The 4,671-nt window shown below is 43.7% G+C and carries 4 protein-coding genes; all 4 read right to left on the minus strand.

What is annotated here, in order from left to right:
* Positions 1–230: 230 nt before the first annotated feature.
* Positions 231–737: a HyaD/HybD family hydrogenase maturation endopeptidase gene (locus tag KFV02_RS11245; RefSeq protein ID WP_252381646.1), complete on the minus strand. Its 507-nt coding sequence runs from the start codon at positions 735–737 to the stop codon at positions 231–233.
* A 421-nt stretch (positions 738–1,158) separates the two neighbouring features.
* Complete coding sequence (locus tag KFV02_RS11250; protein ID WP_252381647.1) at positions 1,159–2,862, minus strand: nickel-dependent hydrogenase large subunit; 1,704 nt, start codon at positions 2,860–2,862, stop codon at positions 1,159–1,161.
* 85 nt (positions 2,863–2,947) lie between these two features.
* The gene (locus tag KFV02_RS11255) at positions 2,948–3,901 is read right to left on the minus strand and encodes a hydrogenase small subunit (protein WP_252381648.1); all 954 of its coding nucleotides are present in this window, start codon (positions 3,899–3,901) and stop codon (positions 2,948–2,950) included.
* A 130-nt stretch (positions 3,902–4,031) separates the two neighbouring features.
* On the minus strand, positions 4,032–4,487 hold the full coding sequence (locus KFV02_RS11260) for a hydrogenase maturation protease (RefSeq protein ID WP_252381649.1): 456 nt from the start codon (positions 4,485–4,487) through the stop codon (positions 4,032–4,034).
* Between the last annotated feature and the right edge of the window lie 184 nt (positions 4,488–4,671).

Raw genomic sequence — 4,671 nt, forward strand, 5'->3', positions numbered from 1 at the left:
GACCAAAAGCTGAGTTACGGTGTCTTGATGCACCAGAAAGTTGAACGGTCTGTCACGCCTAAATTCTTATTTCTTTATCTCTTAAATTTGAAAACAGGTGATGTAAACATACGAGAAAGTTGAGTTAATCAGAACATCTAATGGATACACCCCATATAATCAGTATGTCAGTACTTTTTATTGGGGCGAAAGGGTAGGTGAGTGAGCCACTGTTTAAACTTGGGAAGCGGCTAGACAGATTGACTCTTTATCTCCCGATACTCTCCCCCAGCCTGGGTAACTTCTTCCAAGACTTTCTCTATAGCTTGAGGGAGAGCTTTGTTCACTTCTTGCGACAATTGCATGGACATTGTTTGCAAATCCGACGGCTGGATACCAATGACAATAGTGTCTGGGCTGTTGCCAATAAGCTGGCAATAGATCAGCGTATCCACAAGATCGGTTTGGTGCAGGGAATTTTTAAAGGACAGGCTGTTACGCAAGTCATCTCCGGTCAGGCGATAAACACTGCCAGGCTCTTGATCTCCCATTACAGCGTCTACAATAATCAATTTATCGCTCTGAGTAATATAATCCATAAGGCGCATCCCTAAAGTGCCTCCATCCAGCAAGCTTACGTTACTGGAAAATTCATATCTCTCCTGCAACTGCTCCACCACGCGTACCCCAATACCTTCGTCAGTATACAGGATATTACCCACCCCCAAAATCAAAATCTGCGGTTTATCGGCAACCATCTCTCCCCCTCCTGATAATCTATATTCAAGATACTATGTTTTAGAGTCTGTGACCAAACCCCATTTAACCGCTGATTGAAAGTCCTGGTTTCTGAAATGCATTACAAACGGCTTGGGTAACCCAATCTTAGTGATGCTTGCTTAAAAAAAAGAGCATCGGGATGAATGGGCTAAATATTTTGCGATACTGACCATAACTATCGATAATAAAAGAATATTTGTTTACCCAAAATATCCCATTATGCTCTGTCCGCAAGCAAGTTTTGAGAACAGATCCAAGTCTTTGTACCAGCGTGAAAGAACCCAAAACTGAAATAAACCTTGGAAATTAAGTTGATAAAAAGGTTCGGCCACAGGCTCTTTTACATAAAAAAGGGTCTGAGTAGTCAGACCCTTTTTGAGAAGTCAACTGAGTTTATTTTTATAGAACCCGGAATTCGTAAGTCTGATTGGAATTAGGATCAATGACATGTACACCACAAGCAATACATGGATCAAAGGAATGTATGGTTCTTAAGAGCTCTACTGGCCTTTTGGGATCGGCAACAGGAGTACTCATCAAGGCCTCTTCCAAGGGGCCTAATTTGCCCTGTGCACAACGAGGACCAAAATTCCATGTGGAAGGAACAACCAATTGATAGTTTTCAATTTTACCGTCCTTGATTTTGATCCAATGACTTAACCCACCTCTAGGCGCAGTGACAAAACCAACACCCATGGCTTCATCAGGCATTTCCCATTCCTGATAAATTTTGGTTTTTCCCTTGTGCACATTTTCTTCCAAGGCTTTTATCCATTTTCCCAACCTGGCTGCAATGACTTGGGTTTCAATGCCCCTGGCTGCTGTGCGGCCTAATGTGGAAAACAGGGCTTCCGGTCCTACACCAAGTTTGTTTAAAACCATATCCACGGCAGCTTTTACATCCTTATGCCCCTTGGAATAAGCAACAAGCATGGAAGCCAGCGGTCCGGTTTCCATCGCCTCACCCTTATATCTGGGAGCCTTCAGCCAGGAATAACGGTTTTTGTCTTCCAGGCTGGTGTACTGAGGTTTGGTTTCACCTTCATAAGGATGTTTTGCTGCTTCTCCTTCGTACCAGCTATGGCTTACATGCTCCTTAATCTCATCAGGATCAAACATCTCCACATTCTTCAAGTTACGGTTAAAAATCACTCCCGCAGGCAGATATCTGCTTGCTATATCATTGGCCTCTTCCGGAAATTCACCAAAGGTCATGAAGTTAGTGCATCCGCCAATGCCTGCCCAATCTTTATAATAAGAAGCCACGGCCAAAAGATCCGGAATATAGACTTCGTCCACAAAGGCCTTGGTTTCCTGCCATAACTTCTTAAATTCATTAATTCGATCTAAATTTAAAGCTTCATAATTGGTAACTCCACCAGTCACGGTAAACTGAGTATGCGGGTTCTTACCCCCAAACACAGCCATGGCCCGCGCTGCTTTAACCTGAAGTCTCAAAGCCTCCAGATAGTGAGCCACAGCAATAAGGTTTACCTCTGGCGGCAGGTAATAGGCCTCGTGGCCGCCCAGAAAGTAGGCATTGGTAAAGATGCCCAATTGTCCACTATCCACCAGGGCTTTTAATTTCTCCTGAACAGCTTTTAAATCACTGGCTGTTGTTTTTCGAGGGGAGATGTTTTGAGCAATTTTGGCTGCTTTACTGGGATCAGCCTGCAAGGCAGAAACAGCGTCCACCCAATCCAGGGCATGCAAGTGATAGAAGTGAACAATATGGTCATGCAGATATTGTGCGCCCATGACCAGGTTGCGGATAATGCGGGCGTTTTCCGGGATATCTACTTTCACCGCATCGTCCACGCAACGAACCGAGGCCAGGGCATGAACATACGTACACACACCGCAGGTTCTCTGGGTAATATGCTGAGCATCTCTAGGGTCCCTGCCCTGTAAGATCATCTCCAGCCCACGAAAGAGTTGGGCCTTGCTCCAGACATTTTTAACCTTGCCGTTTTCTACTTCCACTTCTAAACGTAAATGTCCCTCAATGCGGGTTACCGGATCAATGACAATGGGACCAGTATAATTACTTTTAGGGGTAGTAGCCACCGCCATGGGGGCCTTTTTTGCGCGACAACCAGACATAAATCCTCCTCCTTAAAAATTAAATTTGGCCATGCAGATAATGTAATCTGTTTCTAAAGTTGAAAGATATAATCTTCCCAATATGTTATTGAGATTCATAAAACGGAGACATTTCATCCCAAAATCCGGGTTCACTGCAGCCAATACACGGATGTCCGGCATCCACAGGCCAATTGGTCTGGTTAAATTTTACCTTTGGACAATTATTATAGGTATATGGTCCTTTACAGCCCAATTCATACAAACACCATCCCTTTCTGGCCTCTTCAGAATCAAAAGACGGAGCAAATTCTCCAGCATCAAAATGTTTGAGCCGGGGACAATTGTCATGGACTGTCTCACCATAGAACATGACCGGACGGTTAAGATCATCCAGTTCAGGCATCCCTTTGGTCAAAAGATGGACAACAGTACCTACAAAATTGAATGGATTCGGTGGGCATCCAGCCACGTTAATGGCCTTGACACCATACTTTTGCAGGGCATCATTGAGCCCTTTTGATCCCGTAGGATTGGGTGCTGCGGCCTGCACTCCACCAAAATTGGCACAAGCTCCTATGGCAATGGTTGCTGTGGCTTTGGGAACAATTTCCTTGCATAATTCAAACATGGTCTTGCCTGCTACTTTTCCGTAAATCCCGTCATCTTTGGTCGGGATAGCTCCCTCAACAACACAAATATAACCATTTGGGGAGGTAATTGCTTTGTGCAGGGCTTCTTCAGCAGCCTCTCCGGCAGCAGCCATAATTGTTTCGTGATAATCAAGTGAAATAGTATCCAGGATGAGCTCATCAATAAACGGGGAGACTGTCCTTAAGAGTGATTCGGAGCAGCCAGTGCATTCAGCATTGTGGAGCCACACAACGCTGGGCCTTTTTTTAGCGGTTAAGGCCTCGGCCACCTTTGGGGCGAAACCAGGCCCCAACCCCATGACAATCGCCACACTAGTACAAAATTTCACAAAATCACGTCTGGACACACCCCTATTTTCGAGGCGATCCAAAGCACCATCCTTACCCAGCCCAATAAAATACTTCATAGGGCACCTCCATTTGGAATTTAATGTGTTAATTTTTTATCTTGTAAATATGCAAAAAAAGTATAAACTTGGCAAAGAAAATTTTACTATACAAATAAACCCTTCCTATCTGGATAGTCTATATTGCTACCTAACAGACAGCAAAATGTTCTTTAATGATTTTTACTACCTTATTTACAGATGATTTGACTTTTGGGGTGCACTGATCTGAAAAATGATCAATAATATCTGCTTCAATAAGAATTATGCGTAAAGAGGAAGGCATTTCATCAGGAAAGAGCATGTAGCCTGTCTTTAAAGTTGTTCCCAGGGTTATGGCGTGAGAGTTAACAAGTGCATGCGTGTTGAAAATGTCGTCAAGGCTCGCCTGGACAATAGTTCCAGGCGAATGTCCCAGCTTGGATGCATCAACAACAATGACACTTTCATATCCCAAAACCTTGTCAATAACTTCAAAACCAACTGTGTATAGTATCTCTGTATCAACAGGCAATCCTTCACGCACAATCTCTTCTACCACTTCAATGCCGGCGCGGTCATCACAAAGGAGCGGATTGCCGATTCCTAAAACAAGAAATTTTTTCATTGTTATAAGTTCTGTTTTTTAGTTCTATGTTGAGTGAGTTAAGTTCAATCAAACAATTGAGTTTTGACCAAAAAAAAGCCGGGAAATTCCCGGCTTTTTTACTTATTTCTTAAAAGTTCCTTAACTGCCGGTACAGATTGCCATCACTTGTGTAGACATTGAGTTCCAGGGGTACTGAACCGCC

The sequence above is a fragment of the Desulfovulcanus ferrireducens genome (assembly GCF_018704065.1).
In the GTDB taxonomy this organism is placed as follows: Bacteria; Desulfobacterota; Desulfovibrionia; order Desulfovibrionales; family Desulfonatronovibrionaceae; genus Desulfovulcanus; species Desulfovulcanus ferrireducens.